Below are 26,351 nucleotides of genomic sequence, written 5' to 3' on the forward strand. Positions count from 1 at the left end.
TCAAAAACAAAAAATTAAAAATTACAAAATGCGATTTTCAGGCTGATGGGCTTTGTCACCAGTTGCGGCTCAAGTCGCTCATTTAATTGGTATAAACGCACAAAGGTCACGTGCTTATTTGCGCTAATTTCTGGATAAATGCCGCCGGATGCCGGCACCCAAACGCGTATTAACTGAAACGGCTGCCCCCGCAAAGCGCGTTCAAAAACACCGTTAGGCGGTGTGGTCACATACTCTGGCTCGCGCGACGCACGAATAAAGTGTAGGAGACTATTGACCGCCTCGCTGAGTGGATTAAATGAAGCCACCCACTCATCCACCACCGCTTGGCGCTGCGCATGATCGCCCAACATCCAACCATGATACGCTGGGAATTCAGTGCTGGATAAGCCACCCGGCACCACATAACGGTTTTTGATTTTAGCAAGCCACTCGCAGTCACGCGCCGCTCGACCAATCTTGCCTGCGTCATGCAATTCTCGACTGACCCGATTTAAATCCACCAAGGCCGATTCGATCGCCACCAAATTAATATCGGGATAGCTGCGATAGGACTGTAAGGTCAGTTTTTGCTTATCCAACTCTTGTAATAAGGTATTACGCGCGTCGCCCCGCTCACATACCTCCATAATGTCGAACAACGCACCCAATAAGGCCTCATCGTTTTCAGGGCTACTCGCAAAATGCTTATGAAAAAAGGATAAGCGCTGAAAAAGAAACTCTAAACGCAAAAATGAGCGTATCTTCTCGCTGAATGGATACTCATATAAAATCACGACAATCCCTTATGTAATCGGTCCTTTTCGCTTAAGGCCAACCAGAGCTCGTGCTTTTCCTGCACTTGTTGACGTAGCCGAGGTAAGTCTACGCCGGCACCATTATCAATCACATCATCGGCATGCTGCAGTCTAAGCTGCCGTGGTGCTTGGCTGGCAATAATCCGCTTAACTTCATCTAAACGAAGTTGATCTCTTAATTGTACACGTGATATTTGCGTTGCTTCATCACAATCAATCACACAGATACGTTTAAACTGAGGACGATAGCGTGCGACTGACTCAATCAATAAGGGTATATCATAAACCACATAGGGGCTATCGGCCTGCGCTGCTTGTAAGCCCATCTGCTCCTGTACAATGGGATGCACAATGGCCTCTAAGCGCTGACGTGCCTCGGGGTCCTTAAACACCAAGTTGCGCATTAAGGCACGATTTAAGGCGCCATGCTGATCCAGCATCGCTGCGCCAAAGGCCGCCACAATGGCCTCAATGGCGGCACCACCAGCTGCCGTAGCAGCACGTGAAATGGCATCAGCATCAATCACTGCAATCCCATAGCCCCGTAATTGCTTAGTGACGGTTGATTTACCCGAACCAATACCACCGGTAAGACCTACCTTAAACTGAGCCATCTCTACCCCCTCAATCAGCTATATAAGCTACCCCACCACCATACAAAGTAAGCGGCTAACGACAAATAAGGACCAAATGCGATAGTTTCTACGCGCCTTTTAAACAGCAGTGTCTGAAAAAAAATCGCAACTAAGGCAATAACGCAGGCTAAGGCCACTAAATACAAGCAGACCATCATCTCAAACCAACACGCCAAGGCGGCCATAAATTTAATGTCACCCGCACCTAAGCTGCTACCGCAACGACGCTTAGCAAAGCTGCTACTGACTACCTGAACGATCTTAGCACAGCCGACGCAGAGCAAAACCATGAGTAAGCGCCATAAGATAATACCATCTGCGACTACATAGCTATAAGTCAAACCGAGTAAGGCAAAGAGCAACAAAATCACATCTGGCAAGATACGCAGCTTGAGATCCAACCACGCAAGACTAAGTAAAATAGCACTGAAAAACAAATAAAAGAAAGGCCACTGGGTCGCACTCAGTAGCGGCACGGTGCTCGCTAAAAATAGCAAAGGCACCCAATACACCGCATAACGCTTTTTATAAGGTCGCACCACCTGCCAATAAGGATCGCCCCGATAGCGCCGATAACAACTGAGTACATAATGCGGTAAAAGCCAATACAGCAAGCCAGCCATCAGAACACTAGCGATCACGAGCAGCAACATATGATTCTCCTTAAAGGAAAAAGCATAGTGCAAGCGCTGACCTTTTCACGCATACAGGATTTCTTTATCCACCTAACACGCCCATTACGCACAAAAAAAGCGAGTCGATCCTAAGAACACTCGCTCTAAACAGCTTGCTAAACCGCAGAAAAAAGACCATTAGGAATTAAAAACAATCACTGATGCCGGGCTCAAGCCCAGTGCCTCACCTCGTTGATAGCGTGCCTGTTGCTGAATTTGTTGGGGCACAAAAACATCTACCGCTTGTGCCTGCGCCTCATCTACCACATGCAGTCTGACCAAGGCGCCCAGATCTTGTACCTCTTCTAAACGACCTTGAAGCATCATGTCATCAGACACACCAGGTCGACTTAAGCGCCACTGGTGAGGACGCACATACGCTTTTGCTGGACCAGCTTGCACCCCTTGTTGTTGCTCCGCTGTCAATGGAGTCGTGAAGTCATTAAAACGCCATGCACCGTCCTCAATCACGCCCTCAAACACACTGGCCTCACCCAAAAACTCCGTCACAAACGCTGTTTGCGGCTGGTGATAGAGTGCGGAACCGCTACCCTCTTGCTCAATCACCCCGTGATTCATCAAGACAATATTATCGGAAATTTCCAAAGCCTCTTCCTGATCGTGGGTAACCAAAATACTCGTCACACCCAACTCATGATGCACCCGCCGTAGCCACTGACGTAATTCCTTACGTACCTTGGCATCCAAGGCGCCGAAGGGCTCATCCAACAGTAATAACTTAGGCTGTACGGCTAATGAGCGGGCTAAGGCAATGCGCTGTCTTTGACCACCAGAAAGCTGTGCGGGAAAGGCGTGTGCCAAATGCGGCAACTGCACCAAGTCTAACAGCTGCATCACACGCTCGCGAATTTCCTTTTTTGAAGGACGTTGACTGCGTGGTAAGACGCTAAGCCCAAAAGCCACATTATCAAAGACATTCATATGGCGAAACAAAGCATAATGCTGGAACATAAAACCGATATGGCGCTCTTGCACTGATTTATTTGTCACATCCTGGCCATCCAATAAGACCTGCCCACTATCGGCAAACTCTAAACCGGCAATAATTCGTAGCAGCGTCGTTTTACCACAACCCGACGGTCCCAATAAGGAAACCAGCTGACCGGTTTCCACCTGTAAATTAATATTTTTTAACGCGTGAAACGCACCAAAGCTTTTATTCAGATCTTTAATTTCGATACTCATACAGTCACCTTGTTTAATCCTAAATCAGTGGACTTTTTTGTGCTGCGCTCTGCGCTTATTTTGTTAGTTGTGAAATCATCTCTTGCCACGATATCTGACTCGGCGCGTAGCACCTCTTCGGCATCACTCCGTGTCGCTGCTGCTTGCTTATATTTGCGCTGCTCCCACCAATTCAAAAGATGCTGCAAGAGCAGAGTGACAATCGCCAAAAATGCCAATAAACTAGCGGCGGCAAAGGCACCCACCGGATTGTAATCGTTATAAAGCACTTCAATATGTAAGGGTAAGGTATTGGTCAAGCCACGAATATGGCCCGAGACCACCGAGACTGCGCCGAACTCACCCATGGCCCTGGCATTGCTTAGGATGATGCCGTACAACAAGGCCCAACGAATATTCGGTAAAGTCACACGCCAAAACATTTGCCACGACGATGCGCCCAACACCAAGGCAGCCTGCTCTTCGCTCGAGCCCTGACTTTGCATCAGCGGAATCAACTCACGTGCGATAAAGGGGAAGGTCACAAACAAGGTCGCTATCACAATGCCCGGCACCGCAAAAATCACTTGAAAGCCGATGGACTCCAACCAACTACCCAAAACGCTGTAGCTACCGAACAGTAGAATAAACATCAAACCGGCAACCACGGGTGATACGGAAAATGGCAAATCCAAAAGCGTGGTCAGCCATTGCTTACCGCGGAAATCGAAGCGCGTCAACAACCATGCCATGGCCACCCCAAAAACCACATTAATTGGCACCACAATCGCCGCCGTCAACAGGGTTAATTTAATGGCCGCCATCGCATCCGGCTCGGTTAATGAGGCAATATACAGCGCCCAACCCTGACGAAAAGCCTCTACAAACACTGAAATCAGCGGAATCACTAACATCACGCCTAAAAAACTAAGCGCCAGTGCAATTAACAGCACTTTTAAAAAACGAGGTTCATCGATGGGTTTTTTATAACTTGTCTGCATCACTACAATCCCTAAGCTCTGGCCTCAAGGCGACGGCTGAGACGCCATTGCGTCGCATTAATAATAAATAAAATCACAAAAGCGATAATCAGCATAAACAAGGCCACGGCTGAAGCCCCTTGAATATCAAACATTTCTAATTTTGCAGTAATAATTACCGGCAAAATTTCCGATACCATAGGGATATTGCCGGCGATAAAAATAACCGAACCATATTCACCTGTGGCGCGCGCAAACATCATGCCACTACCCATTAATAAAGCGGGTGTAAGCTCCGGCAGAATAACGCGCCTAAAGGTAGTCCAACGATTCGCCCCCAAACTCGCTGCCGCTTCTTCCAGTTCGGGCTGTAGTTCTTCTAGCACAGGCTGCACCGCACGCACAATAAAGGGCAAGCTCACAACCACCAAGGCCAAGAAAATACCAGCAGGGCTAAAGGCAATTTTTTGACTAAAGAACTGCCCCAACCAACCGTTAGGCGAGTATAAGGTGGCGAGCGCAATACCAGTCACCGCCGTAGGCAAGGCAAAAGGTAAGTCCACCAAAGCATTCATGATTGCTTTACCAGGAAACTCATAACGCACCAAGACCCAAGCCACTAAGGTACCGAAAAATACATTCGTGAGGGTGGCATAAAAGGATAAGCGCAAGCTCAAAAAAACCGCCGCTAACACACGCTCATCAGCAATGGTATTCACAAAAGCGGACCAGCCCATCCCCGCTGTCACCGTAATTAGAGCCGCAAAGGGCAACACTACTAACAAGGACAGGCAAAACACACTGATACCCAGACTCAAACCAAAGCCTGGCAATATCGATTTTTGTTTAAGTAAAAATTGCATCGTTCCGAATGTTATTGCATATTTTCATAGCGAATGCGTTTAGCCCTTAAGCGAGAAGCGCTAAACGCATGGCAACTGATTCAATCTGAGTTAGGTATCGGCGCTGGCTTAGCGCTTATTCACTTCATCAAACACGCCACCGTCCGCAAAGTAGTTTTTCATAATGTCAGGCCAAGCTCCGAAAGTCTCTGTGGCACGGAAAGTATCTACTGCAGGAAAGCGTTCAGCGTACTTTTTAAGCACGGTCTCATCGCTTGGGCGCAGGTACAGCGAAGCCGCTAATTCTTGCGCTGGCTCACTCCATAAATAGCCTAAATACTCCTTAGCCACTGCTTGGGAACCCTTACGTTCAGCGACAGTATCGACAATAGCCACTGGGTTTTCAGCCTTAATCGAGTACTTAGGATAAATCACCTCAAACTGATCCTTACCGAACTCATTGGCTGCCATATACGCTTCATTTTCAAAGGTTAATAGCACATCACCAATGCCACGCTGGATAAAGGTTGTGGTCGCCGCACGACCGCCATTTTCTAGAATAGATACATTTTTCAAAATACCACGGGCTAATTCCTTGGCCTTTTCCTGATCGCCATTATGCTCTTTTAACGCAGCACCATAAAAGGCTAAGAAGGCATAACGTCCGTTACCGGTGATTTTAGGATTCGCAATCACAATATCTACGCCGTCTTTGGTCAAATCGTCCCAGTCCTGAATCTGTTTAGGATTGCCTTTGCGCACCAAAATCACCGTCAAACTGGTAAAGGGCACTGCGTTATCAGGAAACTCCTGCTCCCAATCCGCCTTAATCAAGCCTTTATCCACCAACAGTTGAATATCTGAGCTCTGATTCATGGTCACCACATCAGCTAATAAACCATTTGCCACGCTTAAGGCCTGCTTAGAAGAAGCAGCATGTGACTGCTGAATTTGGAATTTCTTACCGTCATGCTTAGCGGCATAGTCCTCCAAAAACAAAGGATTGAATTCCTTGTAAAAATCACGCATCACATCATACGATACGTTTAAAAAGTTCCCACGAGCGTCCTGCGCTTGTGCTACACCGAAGGTGGCAGAGGCAGCTACCGTAGCAATTAGGGTAGACTGAAGTAATGAAGAGAAAAAGCGTTTAGATAATTTCATAATGTTCCAAGTCGATAAGTTAAAGTCTTTGTCCTTAATAAGACGACGTATGAAAAACTATACCCCTTTCTCTTTATAATTAAAAATGATAGTTTTTAATATTAATATTACTTTTAGATATATAGAAAAAGTATGTAGTGCGATTAACACAGCTAATAAAGCCATTGCGCACGATCAAAAACGCCCTGTATCACTAACAATACAGGGCGCCATTAGCTCTATAATTCAAACTTAAACTACACCAGCCTCACTCGCTTGTGCGTCAGCATGATAGGAAGAACGCACCATAGCTCCCACCGCAGCATGGGTGAAACCCATTTTGTATGCTTCCGCCTCCAGCCAAGCAAATTCATCAGGGTGCATATAGCGCTCCACTGGTAAATGATGCTCGGAAGGGGCCAGATACTGACCAATTGTGATCATATCCACATCATGTGCGCGCATATCACGCATCACGTCCAAAATCTCTTCGTCCGTTTCACCTAAGCCCACCATAATGCCTGACTTCGTCGGAATACCGGGATAGAGGCGTTTAAAGTCCTGCAATAGCTTGAGCGAGTGCGCATAATCGGCGCCCGGGCGTGCCTGCTTATAAAGACGCGGCACGGTCTCCAAGTTATGGTTCATCACATCTGGTAGGCCATCCGCAAAAATGCTCAAGGCCTTGTCCAGGCGACCACGAAAATCAGGCACTAACACTTCAACCTGCGTACGCGGTGAACGACTACGCACCTCATTAATACAGTTAACAAAATGCTGCGCCCCGCCGTCACGCAAATCATCACGGTCGACCGAGGTAATCACCACATAGCTTAAACGCATTAAGGCGATAGACTCGGCCAGATTTGCTGGCTCCTGCTCATCTAAGGGATCAGGGCGACCATGACCGACATCACAGAATGGACAACGACGTGTACACTTATCCCCCATAATCATAAAGGTAGCCGTACCCATACCAAAGCACTCGCCAATATTAGGACAAGAAGCCTCTTCGCACACCGTCACCATATTATTCTCACGTAGAATTTTTTTAATATGATTAAACTGAGAATTCGCTGGTGCCGCTTTTACACGGATCCATGACGGCTTCTTAAGCGGTTCCCGTTGCACCACTTTGACTGGAATGCGAGATACCTTATCAAAGGCTTTTTGCTTCTTACTCGCATCATAAGCCTCGTCTTTTGCAATAGTTTTTAACTGACTGTCCACTCTATTTCCTCTATTTCAGAACGATCCGCTGCGCCCTGTCCGCTCAACTTGAGTTTGCTCACTAAAATGTGCTGCAATTCAGCCACCACTTTATCAGAAACCGCCTGTACCGTTGCCTTTACCCCTAAGCTTTTCATGTCGATTGTACGTAAGCCCTCATAACCACAGGGATTAATGCCAAGAAAGGGATCCAAATCCATCGCAACATTAATGGCTAAACCGTGATAGGTACAACCATTGCTAATTTTAACGCCCAGCGCAGCAATCTTGGCTAAGTCATCAGCAGCGGCCCCTGCCATCGGCACATACACGCCCGGCGCTTTTTCCTTGCGGCAGGCATTAGTAATACCAAAATGCGCTAGGGTAGCAATAATCGCATCCTCCAAACATGCCACATATTCTTTAGCATACATTTGATAGCGACTCAGCTGTAATAAGGGATATACCACCACCTGTCCAGGTCCGTGATAGGTTACCTGACCACCACGATTACAACGTACAATAGGAATTTGCTTTGCGTTTAAAATATGCTCTGGCTTAGCGGCTTGCCCTAAGGTATAAACCGGCTCATGTTCGACTTGCCAGATCTCATCAGCGGTATCAGCAGCACGGGCGGCGGTAAATTGCTGCATTGCCTGCCAAATGGGCTCATACGCTGAGAGACCTTCGAATTGCTTAATTTTTATCATCTTTGTGATTAAACTGCCTCGCGAGCTCAAATGCTATTATTTAAAGTACCGCCTTGACCAATTCGTGACCATGCAAGGCACGATAAATATTATCCAACTGCTCTCGCGATTCCACATACACCGTTACCGTCAAGCCCACATAATTCCCCTTGCTACTCTCACGAATCTCAATCGTCTCGTGATCAAAGCTGGGGTCATGCGCCAGAATAAGTGGCACTAGCATATCGATGATCTCTGGATGGTTAACACTCATGACTTTAATTGGAAAGTCACAAGGGTATTCGATTAACGAGTCTTCTTTTGAAATTTCTGTCATCATCTTCTCTCACAACTAAAGGGCTGCCAACACCTGGTTATACGCCTGTTTTAATTGCTTATAGATGGGACCAACTGCGCCATTTGCAATAGGCTCACCGTCTAGCTCCACAATCGGCAGAATCTCCTTGGTGGCGGAAGACAAAAAGAGCTCATCAGCCGCTACTACTTCGGCTTTGCTAATGGCACGCAGCTCAAAGGGAATGCCTTCGGCACGGCATAATTCCTCGATTAAACCGTAGCGAATACCCTCTAACACGAGATTATCCTTTTGAGGGCCCAACACCTTGCCGTTTTTAACGACCCAGACATTTGAGGAAGAGGCCTCAGATAAATTACCGTCACGGAATTGAATCACATCATCCACCCCGCGATCCACGGCGTATTGCTTAGAAAGTACGTTGCCCAACAATGACACGGACTTAATATCGCAATGCAACCAACGCATATCCACCATGCTAACGGTGCGCAACCCCTGATTAATCTCCTGAGCCTTAGGGGCCAAACGCGGCGCACTCATCAAAAAGATGGTTGGCTTCACGGGCGGATTAGGAAAAGGATGATCACGTTTTGCCACGCCGCGCGTGACTTGTAGATACACCAAGGAATTTTCCCACGGCGCACGTTCTGCCATTAAAGTCATCAAATGCTGCCAATCCTCAGCCGTATTTGAGGTATACAAGGCGATTTTATCCAAGCTGCGCATCAAACGAGCAACGTGCTGTTCCAGCCTAAAGGGCTTACGCCGATACACCGGCACCACTTCATAAATGCCGTCACCAAAAATAAAGCCTCTATCAAGCACCGAAATTTTGGCCTCACTTAAGGGCACAAAATCGCCATTTAAATACACATCAACGTCTTCTGTCACGCCGGGAATTAATGCTTCTATCATTTGCTTACTCTATTTAAAAGGCTCTCCTAAAAAGAGCTCATCAATTTATCCCAAAGACGACCGAAGAAACCGGCTTGCTCCACCGGCTCAATCACAACTAAAGGATCCTGCTTAAGAATATGACCATCTAACACAAACTGCACCATACCGACTTGTTGACCTGCAGCTAACGGCGCCACCAACTTGCCGCTAAGCTGAGTCATGGACTGCACCTGACTCTCACGACCGCGTGGCACAGTGACGGCCACTTTATTTTTAGCGCCTAATTTAACCGTTTTGCTCTTAGCCTCCCAGACCCGCGGCTGAATCACTTCTGCACCGGCAGCGGCCACCTCACGTACCACAAAATTTGCATAACCCCAATCTAATAGCGCCTGGTTTGCACGTTCACGCGCAGCCTGGCTAGGCGCACCGATCACCACCGCTAGCAATCGACGACCATCACGCACCGCCGTAGTAATTAAACTATAGCCGGCTGAGCTAGTATGACCGGTTTTTAAACCATCCACCCCCAGATTTCTACGCAATAAGCCGTTACGGTTATGCTGTCTGATATTGTTGTAGGTATATTCCAACTGACTGAAGTAGTGATAATAATCGGGGTGATCGAGGATAATGTGCTGCGCTAATACCGACATATCACGAGCGGTGGTAAAGGTACGCTCAGATGGCAAACCGGTGGGATCACCATAGCTGGTATTAGGCATACCAAAATCTCGCGCCCGCTGATTCATCTGATCAACAAAGACATTAAGCGTACCGCCCACCGTTTGCGCCAACAAAATACTGGCATCATTACCCGATTGCACGACCATACCTTGGACTAAGTCACTGATTTTAACCGGGGTATTGACCTCAATAAACATGCGAGAGCCCTCGGCTGCACGCGCTTCAGGCGTCACTATCACCGTTTGATCCAAAGCGATACGACGCTTGTCTAAGGCATCAAACACCAAACTAGCGGTCATCAACTTAGTTAAAGAGGCTGGCTCCACCCGCATATCCGGATCTTTTTCGGCTAGAATCTGCCCCGTATCCACATCCATCAATAACCAGCTTTTAGCCTCAATTTCCGGCTGTGCAATATTTGAAAAGCTCACTACTGTCGGCGTTTCCGGCGTAGTCGGCACAATAGATGACACATGCGCCGGCGCTGCGCTTTCCTGTGACACCGGCTGCAACAGCATCTGTCCATCACCAGATTCAGTTTTAGCACCGGAGAATAGTTTGTAGCTGCCGACACCTACTAAAAGCAGTAGCAGTAAAATCAGTAATTTTTTTAACATCGTTGTCACTCTATATCGCAGAATAATAAATGATCGCTATTGTAAAACTATAACAGCTCAAGGCCTTTAAGGTAGAGCGCTAATTGCTTACGAAGTTCAATTAAGGCGCCATGGAAAAAATGCCCAACCCCGGGTAATACCGTCACCGCCTGCTTTTTTTCAGCAAGCCAAGTAAAGGCATCTGCCAATGGAATCACCTCATCGGCTTCCCCATGAATGACAAAGGTATTTTCCGGCAAATCAACCTCTCGATAACTGAAGCGCCATACGCCTACCCCCGCAAGCACTAAGGCGGCGGGCATTGTTAAAGCAGCAGGGGCGGCAGCCGTGGCTACTAAGTCTTCAATTTCCTGATGCAATTGTGCAGCCACTGCGGAACCGAATGAGAAACCACCAAGCACCCATGGCAATTCAGCAAATTGGGGATGTTCAGCTAAAAACTGCTGCACCACCGCCAACATATCCTGTGTCTCACCGCGGGCCTCATCAAAACTTCCCTCGGACTTACCTACACCTCTAAAATTAGGGCGCAGCACCACATAGCCATGACTAACTAATAAGCGCGACATGGTAGTAATCACCTTGTTATCGCGCGTCCCATCAAATAAAGGATGTGGGTGCAATATCATGGCCCAGGCTTTGGGCTCGGTCCTCGGGTAATCAATGGCGACATCCAAAGCGCCTACTTCACCCTGATATAACTTAATCTCTTGCGACACAGTCTAAATCCTTTAACATCAACATAAGGTGCGGCTCTCAAACTGCCTAGGGCAACGCCTCAATACTAATATCGCGCGGCTTATATTCCACCACACGTGCAGAGCCGGAGCTGATTTTCAACTCACTCGGTTTAAAGCCCAACCAACCTGCACCCAAGGCATAAACTAAGAGATTGGCTAGGAGAAGTATGATAAAAAGAGTTCGCATCGTGCTTTTTACGCTATGGTCTTTGATGGCTAAATCCTAGCTACTTTGAGCATGCTCCAACCAAGGCATGATCCCTAGCTCAGTGACTACTGCGCCAAATAGTACTGCGCATAAAGTAATAAACCAGCCAACGCAGGGTCCTCAAAGGGCAATAGCTCTATTGTATCAAATCCGTGCAATTGAGCTTGCTCTGACAGCAACCTGGATAATTCAGGCAGCACGTAGTCTGCTGCACCACCCGCATAAAACACCACCGGCGCTTGCTGACAATGCTTAAGCACATGGAGCCATTGGCGTAACACCGCCCCCACTTGTGCTGCTGTGATGCCACTCAGTAAAGCCTCTGCGGTAGAACTTGGAAAAGCCGGCGGATAACTGGACGTGGTCCATTGAATGGCTGGTAATTGCGCCGTACCGCTCACTAAACTATCACTCATTAACTGCAGCCCAGGCAAAATCAAACCGCCCAGAAACTGATCCTGAAACACCGTATCTATTGTTGTGGCTGTACCGAAACTAATTAACATCACCGGTCGCTTTTGAGCGGCTTCATGTACACTCAGCCCCAACATGGCTAACCAGCGATCGGAACCCAGTTGCTGATACTCAGCATAGGCATTACGTAAGTGCAATAGCTGTGGCTCGGAAGCGAGCCAATGTAGCTCATAAGCTTGCTCACCACAATACGCATCTAATTGCTCTCTAATCCGGGCTGCGCTCAGCGGACCACTGACATTCACCCCTATCACGAGGCTAGGCTTAGTAGCAAATTGCTTAAGCTTTGCAGCTAAACCCTCAATTTCCGCATGCGTCACAATAAACTTCACTGGCGCTGCTGGCACCTCATCTGTCCCTGCGGCGCTAAGTCGTTCATAGTAAGCAAATTTAATCCGCGTATTACCCGCATCAATCAGCAAGACCGCAGCACTGCCCTTAGCCATTATCCGCCACCATGGGATCAATTGCCCGAATGGAAATATCGCCGTAAATCACCTGCTTTACTCCCTCATCAGTCCGTACTAATAAGCAGGCATTTTTGTCCACTCCCTCTGCCTGACCGCTAAACATCAGCTCCTGGCCATTCAGCACATCCACCGTCTGCTGCTTTAAAGCATCCACCACCGCATGACGCGCCACAAACGGCTCAAAGCCCGTTTTTTGATACTGTAAAAACGCCTGATACCAAGCATTGGCAAGCAAAGCCACCATACTACTGACATTTGCCGCCGCTTTAGACTCCCGCTCCGCTAATGATGACAACACCGACGTCCAATCCGCCACCGGTCGCTGCAAGGACTCACTCAAGGCTTTGGCATGTGACAGATTGAGCCCCATACCAATCACCACCACATGATGATGCGCTGAGAAACGCCCCACCGCAGGCCTCACCGCCTCAACCAATAAACCTGAAAGCTTGGCCCCGTCAAACAAAATATCATTGGGCCATTTCATACTTAGACGATGCTCATGCGCTGCACCAACTAATTGACGTAGCTGCTCACACACCACAATGCCGCATAGCGGCGCCAACATCGGCAACTGTGTGGCTGGCATATCCACATCAAAGGCACAGGAAAACATTAAGGTGGTCTTATCCAGATCCTTCCACGTACGGCCGCCACGCCCCTTGCCCTGCGTCTGATGATAGGCCCCCAAAAGCACTGGGCGTACTTGCGCCGACTCGGGCTCAACTTGACGCGCCCGATTAATTAACTGGCTATTGGTAGAATCCACCTGCTCCAGCCATTGCACCTCAGCAAAACCAGGTAATTCCGCTTTAATTTTAGCGGCTAGTTGCGCTGCAGGGGGTAAAGTAATTAAAGGCATAAACTATTTTTCATGACAGATTTAATACAACTCACAGCATAGTCTACTGCAAAAAAGGCTGCAAATACTGCATTGTGCGCTCAGTTGCCCCACGATGTTGCACCAGCCACTGCTCTGCCGCTTGACCCATCGCCTGTGCTTGTGCCGGTTCAGCTAATAATTGCTGCGCCATGGCAATGGCCTCTAAGGCTGACTCACAGCGCCGCGTCGCCCCCGCCGCAATGGCATCGGCCACAGCCTGTTTAAAATTAGCCGTATGTGGCCCCACCAGCACTGGCAACGCCAAGGCACTAGGCTCGATATTATTTTGTCCGCCAAAATCCGCAAAGCTACCACCCACAATCACCACATCAGCCAGCCCATAGTAAAAAAACATCTCACCTAGGCTATCACCTAATAATACATGGCAATGGCTAAGTGCCTGCGGTGAAGGCTGTGATGAGCGGCGACAGTAACTTAAGCCAGAGGCCTCCAATACTTGCGCCACTTCCTCAAAGCGCTCTGGGTGACGCGGCACCAACACATACAGCGGTGTCGGGGCTGAAGCCAATGACTGTGGCAATGCGGCGGTTTTTATGCTGTCTAAAAACATCCACTCCTCGCCCTCCCGTGTACTGGCAATCACCACCACGGGACGCTGTAATTGCTGCTTAAATTGCCTTGCCTGCTGTACTACGGACGTGGGCACCTTCACATCGAACTTTAAATTACCAGCCAACTGCACCCCTGCTAAACCATAGTCCTGCAGCCGCTGTTGATCCTCCGAGCTTTGCGCCAAAATCAAGGCCAATGAAGTAAAGGCTTCCTTTAACACGCTGCCGAGACGACGGGCCTGCTTTAATGAAGCATCAGAAAAACGTGCACTCACCAGCACCATCGGAATCTGCTGTGCCTTCGCTTCAGCGAGTAAATTAGGCCAGATTTCTCGTTCGATGAGAATGCCACAGCGCGGTTGCCAATAATCCAAAAAGCCCTTCACTGCCCTCGGCAAATCATAGGGAATCCAAGCTTGACGCAACTGCCCTGAACGGATATAGGCCTCGAAGAAGCTCGCCCCCATCGCTCGCCCCGTTGCCGTCATATGCGTTAATAAAACCGGTAACCCCTGATCCAATAAGGCTTGAACCAAGGGTTGTGCTGCCCGCGTTTCACCTAAACTGACCGCATGCACCCAAACCGCTCGCTTAAAATCTAAAGCCACCGCTACCTCATCGTCTGCAGCCGCAACGGCTGAGCTTTGTAAAGCAGGCTCTACTCCCTCATAGCGTCCAAAGCGCTCCGGCGCTCGTATCTCCCACACACCGCCAGCACGCTTAGCTTTACGCGCCAGCAGTGCCAGCATAATGGGCGCTACGACTTTAAGCAAGCAGGTATAGCAAAAGCGATTCATCAGGACTCCGCCGGCTCCACGAGCAGCTCATCCGCGGCACTCTCTTCTGAGGCACCGAGCGCTTGCTTTAACTTTAACAGCACCACCTCACGACTTGGCGGCACACCTCGGTCGCCCAAGCTTGCCGTCATACCTGCACCCGTTAAGGGCGTACGCACCGGCGTAGAAGCACAATAAATACCAATCGTCGGTCGACCTAAGGCTGCCGACAAATGGGTCAGCCCGCTATCTAAGCCGATCATCAGACGGGCAGCCGCTAATTGATGGGCCACTTCCTTTAACGGTAACGCAGTTAACAGCGTCACCTTAGGATAGTGTTTAACCAATTCGGCAGCGCGTGCGGCCTCTTTGTCATTGCCTGCGAGCACACGCAATTCCAAACCATGCTCAACCAATAAATCCAAAGCCGCATGCCAATCCTCCTCCGGCCACAGCTTATCATCGCGACTGGCGGATGGCATCACTACTGCATAATTCTGAATCTCCACGCCCTCGGTAAACGCTTGCAAACCAAAGTCTGGCGCTCCCTCATATTGATAACCCAAAGCCAAAGCCGCTAACTCACGTTGCCGAGTGACGGCGGGTTGCCAAAAGTCCACCCGATGACGCTGATGATAAAACAACGAAGCTAAACGCTCTCGCGCCGACTTCCAATCCAAACCATGACGCTCGCCAATGGCTTGACGCACCACCCACACCGACTTCATTAAACCTTGCATATCCAAGACCATATCGTAGTGCGTTTGGCGCAACTTTTTTCTAAAGGCGGCCCGTTCACGTCTCGTCTCACGACTCCACCAATGCTTACGCCAACGTCGATGGGAAATTGGAATAACCTGATGTACCGCTGGATGCCAGGCCGGAATGTCGGCAAAGCTTTCCTCTACCACCCAATCAATCATCACCTCTGGACAGTGCTTGGCGATATCGGAAATCGCCGGCAACACGAAGATCAAATCGCCTAAAGAGGATGAGCGCACGATCAATATTTTTTTTGTCATAGCTTCTTTCTACGTTAATAACCTAAGCTTAGCGCTTAGCGGCAAATGGTCTGAGATCTTCGTCCAAGGCTTGCCTTTGAGTACCTCAGTGGTGTCAATTTCAAAGCCGCGCTGATACATACGGTCCAAACGCAACCAAGGAAAGGAGGCAGGATAGGTGCGCGGATTATAGTAACGCCTTTCAATAAAAAAGGCCTCCGTCAAGCGCATAAAACTATCCGTCTTCATATAACTGGCCAAACGCTCCAGGCGCCCTTTAAGCTCTGGGTTTTGCCAAATCAGTGCCATTTCATTAAAGCCCTTTTGGAAATTCAATTTAACCGCAGGGAACTCCATATCGACGCGCTTAGCCTCATCTTCAAACACCTCTTGCAAGTGCAGCACGGACATTAACTGACTGCTAAGCTGCTGCGTCCAGTCATTAAAATCACCAGCAATAATTACCGGCTCATCATCCCTCACCAGACGATTAATCCGCTGAGCAATCGCCTCCACCTGCCGTCGACGACTTTGTTTGAAAAGGCCTAAATGCACCACAAAACAATGCACAATACGCTGTTGCACCTGTACCTGCACATGTAGGACCCCGCGCTGCTCTAAACGATGATCGGAAATATCCTGATTATCCTGAAAAACAATTGGATAACGACTTAAAAAGGCATTACCATGGTCCGTGTTGCGGCGAATCGCATTACGCCCATATACCACATGCATACCCAAAGCTTCCGCTAAACGCTCTGGTTGATTATGTAGCGCATCCTCCAGATCGTTGCGTCCCTGCACTTCCTGTAAAAATATCAAATCGGCATTTTCTCGCTGCAGAGCGCCTTTTAACTGAGCAAATGATTGGCGTATACCTAAGGGCGCCTTACCCTTGTGAATGTTATAAGTTAAAACTTTTAATTGAACCATGGCTTAAGATGCTACTTCGTATTCAATGTCATTGCCTTTATACTAAAGCTTAAAAAAGACAATTTTAAGAATCAGCTCAAAGAAAAAATTAATCCCAGCCCCAATCACTGGTTGAATCACACCAGTTAACAACAGCGCCAATAAGATCCAAATCCCATAAGGTTCAATACGTGCCAACAGATTTTCTGTTTTTAAAGGCACAATATTCATCAACACTCGACCACCATCCAGCGGCGGTATTGGCAATAAATTCAAGACCATCAAAATCAGATTAATGGAAATACCCGCACGCGAGACCTCCCATAAAAAGCCCTGCGTTTCACCCATTGAAAACAAAATGCGCAACAGCAACGCCCACAGCAATGCCATTAAAAAATTTGCTGCGGGACCAGCCAAGACCACCCAAATCATATGACGCCGTGGCTCTCTTAGCTGCCCCTGATTTACCGGCACCGGCTTGGCCCAACCAAAGAGCATACCGCCCAAAAATAAGGTCAATAGCGGAAAAATCACGGTACCAAAAAGGTCAATATGACGCGCCGGATTTAAGCTTACACGGCCCAACACATAAGCCGTATTATCGCCAAAGCGTTTTGCCACATAGCCATGGGCCGCCTCATGTAAAGTAATGGCAAAGATCACTGGAATGGCATACACCGTGACCAGTTTGAGTGTTGATTGAATATCCATAAGCACTAGTTCGCAAAGGTATTACAAGCTTCAATACTGCCCGTCTTAAAACCACGTGTAAACCAACTCACACGCTGCTCTGAAGAACCGTGTGTAAAGGCATCAGGCACCACATAGCCCTGCGTATTACGCTGAATCCGGTCATCACCGACTGCCGCAGCGGCATTCATCGCATCACGAATATCTTTCTCGTCAATCGTATCACCCTGCTTAGCCAACTCATGTGCCCAGATACCGGCAAAACAATCCGCCTGCAACTCCGTCAATACAGAGATTTGATTGGCCTGTCGTTGATTGCTGCGTTGTTGCGCCCGTTGGGTCTGCTCTAAAACACCCAAAATCTGTTGTACATGGTGACCGACCTCATGCGCAATCACATAGCCTTGGGCAAACTCACCGCGTACTCCCATGCGCTTACCCGTCTCGCGGAAAAACTCCAAGTCCAAATACACCGTCTGATCCGAAGGGCAATAAAAAGGCCCCATCGCCCCTTGACCCAAGCCACAGGCGGTACGAGTAGCACCACTATATAAAACCAAACGCGGTTCTTTATAACGACCATATTGATGCTGCCTAAACTGCTCAGCCCAAATATCCTCAGTTGTCGCTAGCACCTTAGACACAAAAACACCCTCGGCATCTGTTAACTCACCAGTACTGCCACGATGTGAAACCGTACTTTGATCAACCTCCAAGGCACTCATCCCGCCAAGCAGCTGTAAGGGGTTTACGCCAAAAGCCAACCAAGCGACTAGCGCAATCACAATCGTGCCAAGGCTGAGCTTACCCCCACGAAAAATGGGTATCCCACCACCCATACCACCGGCGCCGCGTTGACCGCGACGATCCTCCACATTGCGACTCTGTCTTCTACCGCCAAGCCTCATAATAAACCCCTTAATACCTAAAAAACCTGCAAATTAATGCATGTGCCAACCATTTGTCACCACAATAGACTGTCCCGTCAAGGCATGACTTGGGAAAGTAGCCAAAAACAACGCCGCATCACTGACATCATCAAGCGTCGTAAACTCACCATTCACCGTATTCTTAAGCATCACGTTTTTAACCACTTCCTCCTCGCTAATACCCAATTCCTGTGCTTGCTCGGGGATTTGCTTTTCAACCAGCGGTGTGAGCACAAAACCTGGACAAATCACATGGGAACGAACATTATGCGCTGCACCCTCTTTGGCCAATACCCGATTTAAACCGAGTAACCCATGCTTTGCCGTGACATAAGGCGCTTTTAACACTGAGGCTTCATGCGAGTGTGCCGAGCCCATATAAATCACGGTGCCGCCGCGATTATCCTTGTACATATGCTTGAGCACTGCCTTTGTCGTTAAAAATGCACCATCCAAATGGATCGCTAGCATTTTCTTCCACTGAGAAAACTCAAACTTATCAATGGATTCAATGATTTGAATACCCGCATTTGAAATCAAGACATCAATCGCACCAAAGGCCTGCACTAAGGCCTCAACCCCCTTATTCACCTCGTCTTCACTAGTCACATCCATCGCAATTGCCAAGGCACGACCACCGGCTGCCTCAATTTCCTCAACAACTTGTTGTGCAGCAGCCAAATTTAAATCAGCCACACCGCCCGCCGCACCCGCTGCCGCAAACTTAAGGGCTAGATTACGACCCAAACCACTACCAGAACCCGTAATTAACGCGACTTGCCCCGCTAAAGAATAGCTTGCCTTAACCATCTATCATCCTCCATCTCTCGCTTATAAGAAAAAAATAATTGTAGAATAAAATATTCCTCACTATCTTAGTACTGTTAACCGTTATTATCAAACCTTAAGATGCGACAATAACGTAAATCTTTATTCAGCTTTTAACCTTAACCAACAAATAACTACTACGATGAAAAAAATCTGCTTTGTTACCGGTGCTACCGCCGGTTTTGGTAAGGCGATCAGTCAGCAGTTGATCACACAAGGTCATACTGTCATTGCCTGCGGGCGTCGTGCCGATCGCCTTGAAGCCCTACGGGCGGAACTCGGTAGTAATTTACACCCACTTGTCTTTGATATTCAATCCAAAGAGGCAGTCATTGAAGCGATTAATCAACTGCCATCGGCGCTTAAAGTGATTGATGTGTTAATTAACAATGCCGGCATGGCCAAGGGACTAGCCAAGGCACAAGCGGCCGACTTAGACGATTGGGAGCAAATGATTAGCACCAATATCAACGGCCTACTCTATGTCACGCATCAAATCCTGCCAGGCATGGTGGAGCGTAATCGTGGTCTGATTATTAATATGGGTTCAACCGCAGGTACTTGGCCTTATGAGGGTGCTAATATCTACGGCGCCAGCAAAGCCTTTATACGCCAATTCAGCCTTAATTTACGCACCGACTTAGCCGGTACCGCCGTGCGCGTGACAAATCTTGAACCTGGTCTCTGCGGCGGCACTGAGTTTTCTCATGTGCGCTTTGATGGCGACGAGGCAAAGATCAAGGCCCTTTACGATAAGGTTGATTTTGTGACCCCAGAGGATATTGCCAATATCGTTTCCTGGCTCATCGCCCAACCCGAGCACTTAAATATCAACACCATGGAGCTGATGCCAGTGGCGCAAAGCTATGGCGGCCTCAAGGTGACTCGCAAAGCCTAAAATAAAACAAAACCGCTAATTCTGACACGATAGAATTAGCGGTTTGACTTAGCGCAGTGAGAATAACTTACTGCTGCTCAGCTTTTTTGCGTAAACGAATATGTAATTCACGTAGCTGCTTTTCATCAACCTCAGACGGCGCATTGGTCAATAAGCACTGAGCACGCTGAGTCTTAGGGAAGGCAATGACATCACGAATTGACGGTGCATTAGCCATGATTGTCACTAGACGATCCAGACCAAAGGCTAAACCACCATGCGGTGGTGCACCATAACGTAAGGCCTCAACCAAGAAGCCAAATTTCGCTTGAATCTCTTCATCACTCAGTTTAAGTGCTTTGAAGATTTTCTTTTGTACATCTGAGCGATGAATACGCACTGAGCCGCCGCCAATCTCCCAGCCATTTAAGACCATATCATAGGCCTTGGCAAAGGCTTTTGAAGGGTCGGACTCAAGAAAGTCTTCGTGACCATCTTTGGGACTGGTAAAGGGATGGTGTGCAGCCACGTAGCGCTGATCCTCTTCATCGTATTCAAACATTGGGAAGTCAACCACCCATAAAGGCTTCCAGCCAGCGTCAAATAAGCCATGCTCCTTGGCAAAATCGCTATGACCTAATTTCACGCGCAAGGCACCAATGGCATCATTCACCACCTTGACCTTATCCGCTCCGAAAAATAAAATATCACCGTCTGTCGCACCGGTACGCTTTAAGATCTCAGTCAAGGCAGCATCGTGGATATTTTTAACAATCGGTGATTGTAAGCCCTCGCGACCCTCAGCAACACTATTTACCTTAATCCACGCCAGACCCTTGGCGCCGTAAATAGAAACATACTGCGTATAGTCATCAATTTCCTTACGAGATAGCGCTGCACCACCAGGCACTCTGAGCGCTACCACACGACCACCGTCAGTATTGGCAGGACCGCTAAACACCTTAAACTCAACGTCTTTCATCACCTCAGTTAACTCAGTGAACTCAAGCTTCACGCGCAAGTCAGGCTTATCCGAACCATAACGCTGCATGGCCTCCGTCCAAGGCATGGTTGGGAAAGGATTCGGCAGCTCAACGGCCAGTACCTCCTTGAAGATATGACGGAGCATCGATTCAAAGATCTCGCGAATTTCCTCCTCATCAAGGAAAGAAACCTCGCAGTCTATCTGAGTAAATTCAGGCTGACGGTCGGCACGTAAGTCCTCATCTCTAAAGCACTTCGTGATTTGATAATAACGGTCATAACCGGCAACCATCAATAACTGCTTAAATAACTGCGGTGACTGTGGCAAAGCGAAGAACTCACCCGGATTAACCCGTGACGGCACTAAATAGTCACGTGCGCCCTCAGGCGTGCTCTTAGTAAGCATCGGTGTTTCAATATCAATAAAGCCCAGAGCATCCAGAAACTTACGCGCCTCCATGGAAACCCGGTAGCGTAACATCAGATTTTTCTGCATCACCTCACGGCGCAAATCAATCACGCGGTGAGTCAAACGAATCGTCTCGGATAAATTATCATCGTCCAACTGGAACGGCGGGGTAATCGATGGATTTAAAATCTCAATCGCCTCACACACTACCTCGACCTCGCCCGATTTAAGATCCGGATTAACCGTACCCTCAGGGCGGCGGCGTACAACACCGGTCACCTTTAAGCAGAACTCATTACGAATACCCTCAGCGATACTAAAGGTGTCTTTATTTTCAGGGTTACATACCACCTGCGCTAAACCCTCGCGGTCACGCAAATCAATAAAGATAACGCCGCCGTGGTCACGTCGACGATGAACCCAACCGAATAAAGTAACTGTTTGATCTAATTGATCTAGTCCAACCTGACCTGTATAGCAGGTGCGTTTCATATTTGCTCCGAAATCGCTTAAATGCGTTTTATTAGTAGAATAACTAAATGATAAATAAAGGGTGTCTGATTAACTCTCAGACGAGCCGCCTGATTTAGGCTTAGCGCTATCACGGAAATCAGTCACGTACCAACCAGTGCCCTTTAGCTCAAAACCAGCCGCAGTGACCTGCTTCACCATGGTCTCCTGATCACAGGCATCACAATGCGTTAAAGGAGGATCGGACATCTTTTGCAGCAATTCTTTTTCTGCACCACAACGTTCGCAACGATAGACATAAATAGGCACAACAAACTCTCTAACAGCAATCGCTAAAAAGGAAATAAAGGGCTATATTTTAGCCCTTTTTCCTCCTTAAGGTAGCGCTTTAAGCGCAAGATTTATAATAAGACAAACAGCAAGGAAGCAACCAAGGTCGGACCTAATGCAGCTAATAATAAATACTGTGCCGCAATGGCCTGATCAGGGAAACTTCTTCTTAAGAGAGAGAAACCGGCCGGGTTAGGTGCGTTAGCAATCACGGTTAAACCACCACCACTGACCGCACCAGCCACAAGCATATAACGCCACTCGGGACTGGTACCCTCAACCAAAGAACCTAAATAAGTTAAGGCTGCGTTATCAGTAATTGCAGTCAATGCCGTTGAACCCACAAATAACACCAACGGCTCTAAACCGGCCAATAAACTCTGCAACCACCACTGCTGCATCCCACCTAATATCAAAAGACCAGCCAAGAAGAAGCCGACCATCAAGCCCTCTTTAATCAGCAAGGGGTTTTGATAGCGATTATAGGCCGTACAATAACCAATAAAGAGCATCAGCATACCCATAAAGATATGCGGATGATGGGAGAAAAATACCACCCCAAGCAAGAATAGACAATGCACTAAAATCACACTGGCAGGCACAACCTCGGCTCGTTCAGCCACCCCGCCTCGCTCAATACGTGTTTCTTTAGTGATAGGAATACGCGCCGTGCGAATAATTTCACGACGACAAATAAAGGTGATGGCGACCGCATTAATAAAGACAGCAATTACCGCTTTCCAACCAAAAGTTGTTAACATGAACAAGCTGTCCCAACCGAAAGTGTTAGCCACAATTAATACCGGTGGCGCCGCAAACGCAGTCAACACACCACCGATGGAAATATTGACAAAGAGCACACCCAGGGCCAAATACTTATACTTTACACTCTGTGCTCGACTGAAATAACCCTCTTTGAGCATCAACGCTGCTAAAGTCATAGCCGCAGGTTCGGTGATAATTGAGCCAGCTAAAGGCACTAAACTCAAGGTAATAAAGAACTGCGCCACCTCAGTCTGCAACGGCAGCACTCGCGCCAAATAGCGCACAATACGCTGCACCAGATCCAAAATAGGACGGCTTGCCGCAATCACCATAATGGCAAATACAAAGAGCGGCTCGGTAAAATTACGACCATCCATATAATGCACAGCAGACTCAATACCGCCAGTGGCCGCCATAATCACCAAAAAGATGGTCGCCCACAGCCCGAACACGCCCTCAACCTCGGATAACAAGTGCCAAAGCCCCTGGTGAGGACCTGGTCTATGAGCAATTTTGGCGAAAATAGGGACGGTAAATGTATGAATAATCGCAAGACCGAATAATACGGTTGCTAATAACTCAATTGAGGTTGGCATGCTTTAGGCTCCAAAAATAAATCTCATCTAAAATTTATCAAATGTAATTTTAAATTTCAACGCAAGCGTTCGATTTTAAACCAGTTTGGAAAAATAAACAGCCATCGTTAGCACTAAGACAGTTCTAAGCGTAAAAATTAAAAAACATAACGCGGTTGAAACGGTGCAGTAGCCACCAAATGACTCAACTCCTCAGCGATCTCATAGGCCACGATTGCTGTGCCAGTAATCGTAAAGGCACCAATTCGCTCACCCGCACTGGTCGGCCTAGTATCCGTCGTTGCAGCCAAGCTATAACCTTTATAAAAGAAATAGGGAATCACCTCCTCCAAACTTTGTAAATAAAGTCCATCGCCATTACGCTCACGCCGCCCCTTAGGGGTCACCACATAACCAAAACTACCCGTCTGTCTAAAGCACTTTTTAAAGGGATATAGTCTATCACCCGTGTGATGAATTAGTACTAAACGCTTATCAATAGACTCCTTTCTGCTTGCTATCATGCCTACTACCCTACATCGAAATTATCAAATAAATTCAAAGTCTTATATAACACTCACTTCATCATATACCTAAGACTGAGCGCTATGTATGAGGACGGCTTTTTTTGTCCTACTGATGAATAATATATGTAGTTCTGTGTATTGTCCCTGCAACACGTTCTGAGCACAATAAAACATGACTGCAAGCCTTTCCAAGCAGTTAACTGCTGACTACAATCATTATTAGGGAGATACACCATGAAAAAAGGCTATATGGTTATTGGCGCCTACGGCCAAGTCCAATTAAAAGAAGAGCTGCTGAGCCATTTGCAAATTAAACCCGGTCAGATCATTAACTATAAGCAACTACCGGGTAATAAACTCTTACTTGAGGGTATCCCCCTTGAGGAAAGTGGCGGCCATCATCTGTCAGGTTGTGATGACTATTACGAATTAGCTGAGGATACTGGCGAAGCAAGCACAGACAATTACCTTAATACCCTGCAATACAGCTTCGGTACGAGCATGCGATTACATTAGTGCTTTATCGCTTGCACATAATCACTAAGTAGCTCAGCACTGATCTCGCCCACATGCGTAGCCACTAACCTATTCTGATTAAAAAAAAGCGTCACAGGCGTGCCTAGTGTCTGATAATAACTTGCTATCGCTTGGGTGGGGTCTAATACAACCGAATCCTGTAGTTGTAAATCGTGCCTTGTTAAATAGTCCCTCACCACCGTCTCAGTTTCACCTTGGTTAATTAAGTAAAACTGCAGCTCAGGATAATCTGTAATCGCCTGCTGCAGCATCGGCATCTCACGATGGCAGGGCGCGCACCATGTTGCCCATAGATTAAGCACCACCTTATCATCAGCATGCGCTGCGAGATTAACAGCTTCATCCTGCAGCTTAACTAGCTGAATATCCGCTAGCTGTGTGGAAGCCGCTTTAGGCGTCAGGCTAAAGGCGAGATAAATAGCAGAACCTGCTACCAGTAAAGCAGCAGCAGCGATTGCCCGATAACGCCAAGCACTTAAAAAGAAGAGACTCAGTACTGCCGCAACGATAGCCCAATGACTATCAAAACCACCTTGCCAAATATAAAAAAAGCGTAAAGGATTTTGCTGATAACTATCCCAATGCCTTAACACAAAGCCAGCTCTAGCTGCTAAAAAGGTAGCAACCAGAGCAATGCCAACCCAGGTATCAAATTGTGGGTCTATCAAGCGCTTTAGTAGCGATCCAATGAGCATTAATACTAGCACACCGATAAGCGTCGCAAAAACCATCGGTGGCAACAAAAAAGGGCCTATCACCATATGATTACTAAGGAAACTGTGTTAGTACAAGACTATAGTGTAGCGATTACTAAGCTAGCATATGGTTTTTTAGGTCACTGCTAGATTATTGTCTAGAATTCAAGCTGCAAAACCGAAAAAGTTTTCATCATCACGAAACCAGCCCGTTACGCTCCAGCGTGTTTTGCTGCTAGGCAATACCTCATGCTCAAAGAGATCACTACGGAAGATCACGATGCGCCCGGCGATAGGTAAAACACGAAACAGCGTTTGCTCAGGATTAAAAGGATCATAGATCAGCAATTCACCACCGTCTTCCGCTGTCCAATCCGGATTTAAATAAATGACTATGGTTATTTTTCTAAAGGTAGTGTCATGATGCTGGTCAATATGACGTTTATAGCCCGTACCTGATGCATAGCGCGCATAGTGTAATTCAACTTGCTTTAAACCCATAAAAAAATACTGATTAAATGCCTGTTGCAATAACTCAGTAAATGCAAATATTTCCTGTGAGGCTTGATAGCTATCATGTGCATCTAACCAAAGAATGGAATCACCGCGAATATCCGCAGCCAAGGCGAGTTGTTGCTTACGTCCAACACGAGCATCGTGAAACTGACCCAGTTGCCAGCGTTGATGACCCTCTATTAATAATGATTGCAGCAAGGCTGGAGATAATAACTCATCACTGATAAAACAACCCTCAGTTTCTAGAGCAGTTAAAATGGCATCAAAAGTTGGCATGCTAAAACCCTGTGACTACGCTGTCGAGCTAAATCTTAATCGCCATAAAGCTAACTAGATCGAGTGACAACAATTAAAAGCGGAGAATAATTTTATAGCGACAGGGTATGTTTTGTATAGTTTTATTTGTGGAGGCAATAGCTAATCGCACCAAAGCTAGCGATACGTCTAAAACATCCCTAAGTATTCATAGTTAGCGGACAGCAAAAACCCCTGAGAGCGTTAGCTTTCAGGG

General features: G+C 47.5%; 30 protein-coding genes. 2 read left to right on the forward strand and 28 right to left on the reverse strand.

The annotated features are described in order from the left end of the window. Positions 1 to 14: 14 nt before the first annotated feature. The 22 genes from zapD to HMPREF3179_RS05705 all read right to left on the reverse strand — a co-directional run bounded on the left by zapD (position 15) and on the right by HMPREF3179_RS05705 (position 19,136). Complete coding sequence (gene zapD / locus HMPREF3179_RS05605) at positions 15 to 776, reverse strand: cell division protein ZapD (protein ID WP_036559435.1); 762 nt, start codon at positions 774 to 776, stop codon at positions 15 to 17. Further along, on the reverse strand, positions 773 to 1,411 hold the full coding sequence (gene coaE / locus HMPREF3179_RS05610; protein WP_036559437.1) for a dephospho-CoA kinase: 639 nt from the start codon (positions 1,409 to 1,411) through the stop codon (positions 773 to 775). The genes zapD and coaE overlap by 4 nt, the downstream gene beginning before the upstream one ends. A gap of 14 nt (positions 1,412 to 1,425) precedes the next feature. After that, positions 1,426 to 2,085 (reverse strand): prepilin peptidase, encoded by a 660-nt coding sequence (locus HMPREF3179_RS05615; protein WP_018025937.1) that lies wholly within the window; start codon positions 2,083 to 2,085, stop codon positions 1,426 to 1,428. Between the two features lie 159 nt (positions 2,086 to 2,244). Beyond that, on the reverse strand, positions 2,245 to 3,312 hold the full coding sequence (locus HMPREF3179_RS05620; protein WP_018025938.1) for a sulfate/molybdate ABC transporter ATP-binding protein: 1,068 nt from the start codon (positions 3,310 to 3,312) through the stop codon (positions 2,245 to 2,247). Continuing rightward, a complete protein-coding gene (cysW, locus tag HMPREF3179_RS05625) occupies positions 3,309 to 4,292 on the reverse strand; it encodes a sulfate ABC transporter permease subunit CysW (protein WP_036559439.1) in 984 nt (327 codons plus the stop codon). Before cysW ends, HMPREF3179_RS05620 begins: the two co-directional genes overlap by 4 nt. Before the next feature lie 11 nt (positions 4,293 to 4,303). Next, positions 4,304 to 5,134: a sulfate ABC transporter permease subunit CysT gene (gene cysT / locus HMPREF3179_RS05630; RefSeq protein WP_018025940.1), complete on the reverse strand. Its 831-nt coding sequence runs from the start codon at positions 5,132 to 5,134 to the stop codon at positions 4,304 to 4,306. 108 nt (positions 5,135 to 5,242) lie between these two features. Further along, on the reverse strand, positions 5,243 to 6,277 hold the full coding sequence (locus tag HMPREF3179_RS05635) for a sulfate ABC transporter substrate-binding protein (protein WP_070469988.1): 1,035 nt from the start codon (positions 6,275 to 6,277) through the stop codon (positions 5,243 to 5,245). A 231-nt stretch (positions 6,278 to 6,508) separates the two neighbouring features. Then, positions 6,509 to 7,486 carry a lipoyl synthase gene (lipA, locus tag HMPREF3179_RS05640; protein WP_018025942.1) on the reverse strand — a complete coding sequence of 326 codons (978 nt, stop codon included), beginning with the start codon at positions 7,484 to 7,486 and terminating at the stop codon, positions 6,509 to 6,511. Next, positions 7,471 to 8,175 (reverse strand): lipoyl(octanoyl) transferase LipB, encoded by a 705-nt coding sequence (gene lipB / locus HMPREF3179_RS05645; RefSeq protein ID WP_070469992.1) that lies wholly within the window; start codon positions 8,173 to 8,175, stop codon positions 7,471 to 7,473. Before lipB ends, lipA begins: the two co-directional genes overlap by 16 nt. Positions 8,176 to 8,215: 40 nt before the next feature. Continuing rightward, positions 8,216 to 8,491: an HP0495 family protein gene (locus HMPREF3179_RS05650; RefSeq protein ID WP_018025944.1), complete on the reverse strand. Its 276-nt coding sequence runs from the start codon at positions 8,489 to 8,491 to the stop codon at positions 8,216 to 8,218. Positions 8,492 to 8,506: 15 nt separating this feature from the next. Continuing rightward, the gene (locus HMPREF3179_RS05655) at positions 8,507 to 9,385 is read right to left on the reverse strand and encodes a D-amino acid aminotransferase (RefSeq protein ID WP_018025945.1); all 879 of its coding nucleotides are present in this window, start codon (positions 9,383 to 9,385) and stop codon (positions 8,507 to 8,509) included. A 26-nt stretch (positions 9,386 to 9,411) separates the two neighbouring features. Continuing rightward, positions 9,412 to 10,671, reverse strand: coding sequence for a D-alanyl-D-alanine carboxypeptidase family protein (locus tag HMPREF3179_RS05660; RefSeq protein ID WP_070469994.1), 1,260 nt, complete (start codon positions 10,669 to 10,671; stop codon positions 9,412 to 9,414). 47 nt (positions 10,672 to 10,718) lie between these two features. Next, positions 10,719 to 11,390: an alpha/beta hydrolase gene (locus HMPREF3179_RS05665; protein WP_018025947.1), complete on the reverse strand. Its 672-nt coding sequence runs from the start codon at positions 11,388 to 11,390 to the stop codon at positions 10,719 to 10,721. A 46-nt stretch (positions 11,391 to 11,436) separates the two neighbouring features. Further along, positions 11,437 to 11,598: a hypothetical protein gene (locus HMPREF3179_RS12260; protein WP_018025948.1), complete on the reverse strand. Its 162-nt coding sequence runs from the start codon at positions 11,596 to 11,598 to the stop codon at positions 11,437 to 11,439. Between the two features lie 86 nt (positions 11,599 to 11,684). Next, the gene (locus HMPREF3179_RS05670; protein ID WP_070469996.1) at positions 11,685 to 12,539 is read right to left on the reverse strand and encodes a type III pantothenate kinase; all 855 of its coding nucleotides are present in this window, start codon (positions 12,537 to 12,539) and stop codon (positions 11,685 to 11,687) included. Next, the gene (locus tag HMPREF3179_RS05675) at positions 12,532 to 13,425 is read right to left on the reverse strand and encodes a biotin--[acetyl-CoA-carboxylase] ligase (protein ID WP_070470000.1); all 894 of its coding nucleotides are present in this window, start codon (positions 13,423 to 13,425) and stop codon (positions 12,532 to 12,534) included. Before HMPREF3179_RS05675 ends, HMPREF3179_RS05670 begins: the two co-directional genes overlap by 8 nt. Positions 13,426 to 13,468: 43 nt before the next feature. Then, the gene (locus tag HMPREF3179_RS05680; RefSeq protein WP_018025951.1) at positions 13,469 to 14,815 is read right to left on the reverse strand and encodes a 3-deoxy-D-manno-octulosonic acid transferase; all 1,347 of its coding nucleotides are present in this window, start codon (positions 14,813 to 14,815) and stop codon (positions 13,469 to 13,471) included. Further along, positions 14,815 to 15,816, reverse strand: coding sequence for a lipopolysaccharide heptosyltransferase I (gene waaC / locus HMPREF3179_RS05685; protein ID WP_018025952.1), 1,002 nt, complete (start codon positions 15,814 to 15,816; stop codon positions 14,815 to 14,817). The genes HMPREF3179_RS05680 and waaC overlap by 1 nt, the downstream gene beginning before the upstream one ends. Positions 15,817 to 15,825: 9 nt before the next feature. Further along, complete coding sequence (locus HMPREF3179_RS05690; protein WP_018025953.1) at positions 15,826 to 16,728, reverse strand: endonuclease/exonuclease/phosphatase family protein; 903 nt, start codon at positions 16,726 to 16,728, stop codon at positions 15,826 to 15,828. A 42-nt stretch (positions 16,729 to 16,770) separates the two neighbouring features. Next, positions 16,771 to 17,418, reverse strand: coding sequence for a site-2 protease family protein (locus HMPREF3179_RS05695; RefSeq protein ID WP_036559459.1), 648 nt, complete (start codon positions 17,416 to 17,418; stop codon positions 16,771 to 16,773). Between the two features lie 5 nt (positions 17,419 to 17,423). Beyond that, positions 17,424 to 18,305 (reverse strand): KPN_02809 family neutral zinc metallopeptidase, encoded by an 882-nt coding sequence (locus HMPREF3179_RS05700; protein ID WP_018025955.1) that lies wholly within the window; start codon positions 18,303 to 18,305, stop codon positions 17,424 to 17,426. 33 nt (positions 18,306 to 18,338) lie between these two features. Then, positions 18,339 to 19,136, reverse strand: coding sequence for a 3-hydroxybutyrate dehydrogenase (locus tag HMPREF3179_RS05705; RefSeq protein WP_070470002.1), 798 nt, complete (start codon positions 19,134 to 19,136; stop codon positions 18,339 to 18,341). Positions 19,137 to 19,296: 160 nt separating this feature from the next. Between HMPREF3179_RS05705 and HMPREF3179_RS05710 the strand changes: the two genes are divergently transcribed. Next, the gene (locus HMPREF3179_RS05710; protein ID WP_018025957.1) at positions 19,297 to 20,052 is read left to right on the forward strand and encodes an SDR family NAD(P)-dependent oxidoreductase; all 756 of its coding nucleotides are present in this window, start codon (positions 19,297 to 19,299) and stop codon (positions 20,050 to 20,052) included. Between the two features lie 67 nt (positions 20,053 to 20,119). Here HMPREF3179_RS05710 and aspS read toward each other — a convergent pair whose 3' ends face one another. The 4 genes from aspS to HMPREF3179_RS05730 all read right to left on the reverse strand — a co-directional run bounded on the left by aspS (position 20,120) and on the right by HMPREF3179_RS05730 (position 24,089). After that, a complete protein-coding gene (gene aspS / locus HMPREF3179_RS05715; RefSeq protein ID WP_036559461.1) occupies positions 20,120 to 21,916 on the reverse strand; it encodes an aspartate--tRNA ligase in 1,797 nt (598 codons plus the stop codon). Positions 21,917 to 21,985: 69 nt separating this feature from the next. Beyond that, on the reverse strand, positions 21,986 to 22,204 hold the full coding sequence (locus tag HMPREF3179_RS05720; protein WP_036559463.1) for an FmdB family zinc ribbon protein: 219 nt from the start codon (positions 22,202 to 22,204) through the stop codon (positions 21,986 to 21,988). Positions 22,205 to 22,296: 92 nt separating this feature from the next. Then, positions 22,297 to 23,586, reverse strand: a complete 1,290-nt coding sequence (locus HMPREF3179_RS05725; RefSeq protein ID WP_036559465.1) for a putative Na+/H+ antiporter — start codon at positions 23,584 to 23,586, stop codon at positions 22,297 to 22,299. Positions 23,587 to 23,723: 137 nt separating this feature from the next. Then, positions 23,724 to 24,089: a hypothetical protein gene (locus HMPREF3179_RS05730; protein WP_036559467.1), complete on the reverse strand. Its 366-nt coding sequence runs from the start codon at positions 24,087 to 24,089 to the stop codon at positions 23,724 to 23,726. A gap of 237 nt (positions 24,090 to 24,326) precedes the next feature. Between HMPREF3179_RS05730 and HMPREF3179_RS05735 the strand changes: the two genes are divergently transcribed. Further along, positions 24,327 to 24,608, forward strand: coding sequence for a hypothetical protein (locus HMPREF3179_RS05735; protein ID WP_036559470.1), 282 nt, complete (start codon positions 24,327 to 24,329; stop codon positions 24,606 to 24,608). Here HMPREF3179_RS05735 and HMPREF3179_RS05740 read toward each other — a convergent pair. Further along, entirely contained in the window at positions 24,605 to 25,390 is a 786-nt protein-coding gene (locus HMPREF3179_RS05740; RefSeq protein WP_036559472.1) for a TlpA disulfide reductase family protein, read from the reverse strand. The two genes, HMPREF3179_RS05735 and HMPREF3179_RS05740, sit on opposite strands and share 4 nt — an antisense overlap. A 99-nt stretch (positions 25,391 to 25,489) precedes the next feature. Beyond that, positions 25,490 to 26,116 carry a 2OG-Fe(II) oxygenase gene (locus HMPREF3179_RS05745; protein WP_036559475.1) on the reverse strand — a complete coding sequence of 209 codons (627 nt, stop codon included), beginning with the start codon at positions 26,114 to 26,116 and terminating at the stop codon, positions 25,490 to 25,492. Positions 26,117 to 26,351 lie beyond the last annotated feature (235 nt).

Origin of the sequence: Oligella sp. HMSC09E12 (genome assembly GCF_001808505.1) — a bacterium.
GTDB classification, from domain to species: domain Bacteria; phylum Pseudomonadota; class Gammaproteobacteria; order Burkholderiales; family Burkholderiaceae_B; genus Oligella; species Oligella urethralis.

Coding starts and splice junctions, on each gene's coding strand:
- coaE (WP_036559437.1), bottom strand. CDS start 1,411: ATGGCTCAGTTTAAGGTAGGTCTTACCGGTGGTATTGGTTCGGGTAAA.
- HMPREF3179_RS05615 (WP_018025937.1), bottom strand. CDS start 2,085: ATGTTGCTGCTCGTGATCGCTAGTGTTCTGATGGCTGGCTTGCTGTAT.
- HMPREF3179_RS05620 (WP_018025938.1), bottom strand. CDS start 3,312: ATGAGTATCGAAATTAAAGATCTGAATAAAAGCTTTGGTGCGTTTCAC.
- cysW (WP_036559439.1), bottom strand. CDS start 4,292: ATGCAGACAAGTTATAAAAAACCCATCGATGAACCTCGTTTTTTAAAA.
- cysT (WP_018025940.1), bottom strand. CDS start 5,134: ATGCAATTTTTACTTAAACAAAAATCGATATTGCCAGGCTTTGGTTTG.
- HMPREF3179_RS05635 (WP_070469988.1), bottom strand. CDS start 6,277: ATGAAATTATCTAAACGCTTTTTCTCTTCATTACTTCAGTCTACCCTA.
- lipB (WP_070469992.1), bottom strand. CDS start 8,175: ATGATAAAAATTAAGCAATTCGAAGGTCTCTCAGCGTATGAGCCCATT.
- HMPREF3179_RS05650 (WP_018025944.1), bottom strand. CDS start 8,491: ATGACAGAAATTTCAAAAGAAGACTCGTTAATCGAATACCCTTGTGAC.
- HMPREF3179_RS05655 (WP_018025945.1), bottom strand. CDS start 9,385: ATGATAGAAGCATTAATTCCCGGCGTGACAGAAGACGTTGATGTGTAT.
- HMPREF3179_RS05660 (WP_070469994.1), bottom strand. CDS start 10,671: ATGTTAAAAAAATTACTGATTTTACTGCTACTGCTTTTAGTAGGTGTC.
- HMPREF3179_RS12260 (WP_018025948.1), bottom strand. CDS start 11,598: ATGCGAACTCTTTTTATCATACTTCTCCTAGCCAATCTCTTAGTTTAT.
- HMPREF3179_RS05670 (WP_070469996.1), bottom strand. CDS start 12,539: ATGGCTAAGGGCAGTGCTGCGGTCTTGCTGATTGATGCGGGTAATACG.
- HMPREF3179_RS05675 (WP_070470000.1), bottom strand. CDS start 13,425: ATGCCTTTAATTACTTTACCCCCTGCAGCGCAACTAGCCGCTAAAATT.
- HMPREF3179_RS05680 (WP_018025951.1), bottom strand. CDS start 14,815: ATGAATCGCTTTTGCTATACCTGCTTGCTTAAAGTCGTAGCGCCCATT.
- waaC (WP_018025952.1), bottom strand. CDS start 15,816: ATGACAAAAAAAATATTGATCGTGCGCTCATCCTCTTTAGGCGATTTG.
- HMPREF3179_RS05690 (WP_018025953.1), bottom strand. CDS start 16,728: ATGGTTCAATTAAAAGTTTTAACTTATAACATTCACAAGGGTAAGGCG.
- HMPREF3179_RS05695 (WP_036559459.1), bottom strand. CDS start 17,418: ATGGATATTCAATCAACACTCAAACTGGTCACGGTGTATGCCATTCCA.
- HMPREF3179_RS05700 (WP_018025955.1), bottom strand. CDS start 18,305: ATGAGGCTTGGCGGTAGAAGACAGAGTCGCAATGTGGAGGATCGTCGC.
- HMPREF3179_RS05705 (WP_070470002.1), bottom strand. CDS start 19,136: ATGGTTAAGGCAAGCTATTCTTTAGCGGGGCAAGTCGCGTTAATTACG.
- HMPREF3179_RS05710 (WP_018025957.1), top strand. CDS start 19,297: ATGAAAAAAATCTGCTTTGTTACCGGTGCTACCGCCGGTTTTGGTAAG.
- aspS (WP_036559461.1), bottom strand. CDS start 21,916: ATGAAACGCACCTGCTATACAGGTCAGGTTGGACTAGATCAATTAGAT.
- HMPREF3179_RS05725 (WP_036559465.1), bottom strand. CDS start 23,586: ATGCCAACCTCAATTGAGTTATTAGCAACCGTATTATTCGGTCTTGCG.
- HMPREF3179_RS05730 (WP_036559467.1), bottom strand. CDS start 24,089: ATGATAGCAAGCAGAAAGGAGTCTATTGATAAGCGTTTAGTACTAATT.
- HMPREF3179_RS05735 (WP_036559470.1), top strand. CDS start 24,327: ATGAAAAAAGGCTATATGGTTATTGGCGCCTACGGCCAAGTCCAATTA.
- HMPREF3179_RS05740 (WP_036559472.1), bottom strand. CDS start 25,390: ATGGTGATAGGCCCTTTTTTGTTGCCACCGATGGTTTTTGCGACGCTT.
- HMPREF3179_RS05745 (WP_036559475.1), bottom strand. CDS start 26,116: ATGCCAACTTTTGATGCCATTTTAACTGCTCTAGAAACTGAGGGTTGT.